The organism is Paraburkholderia sp. SIMBA_053 (assembly GCF_046534895.1).
Taxonomy (GTDB): domain Bacteria; phylum Pseudomonadota; class Gammaproteobacteria; order Burkholderiales; family Burkholderiaceae; genus Paraburkholderia; species Paraburkholderia caledonica.
In genome coordinates, this window is sequence record NZ_JAWRXU010000362.1 from 1 (window position 1) to 313 (window position 313).

Annotated in this window: 1 protein-coding gene; it reads right to left on the reverse strand. The window is 54.0% G+C overall.

Features of this window, described 5'->3' with window-relative positions:
- On the reverse strand, positions 1-177 hold a 177-nt coding region (locus SB753_RS36000; RefSeq protein ID WP_410804874.1), incomplete at its 3' end, for a MerR family transcriptional regulator.
- Positions 178-313: the final 136 nt, after the last annotated feature.

The following is a 313-nucleotide window of genomic DNA, read 5'->3' on the forward strand; positions in this document are numbered from 1 at the left end:
GCCCAGGCGTTGTGCGTCACGGATGTGCTCGATCGTGACAAGTACCGATGGGTCGTAGTCGCGATAGACGCGGCTCCCTGCGCTGCGTGCGGTCGAACGGAAGAGGCCCATCTTCTCGTAGTGGCGAATGCCATCCTTGGACAAGCCAGCAATTTTCGAAATCTCGCTTATGAGCATAACAATGGACTTGACTGTGGGGTTACTCGACACTTTATCCTAACCAGCGAAATTTTCATTCACACATTGGAGTGAACAGAGTGGGCCTTATCCAAAAACCCGTCGCTCTCGTTACCGGGGCCTCTTCCGGTATGGG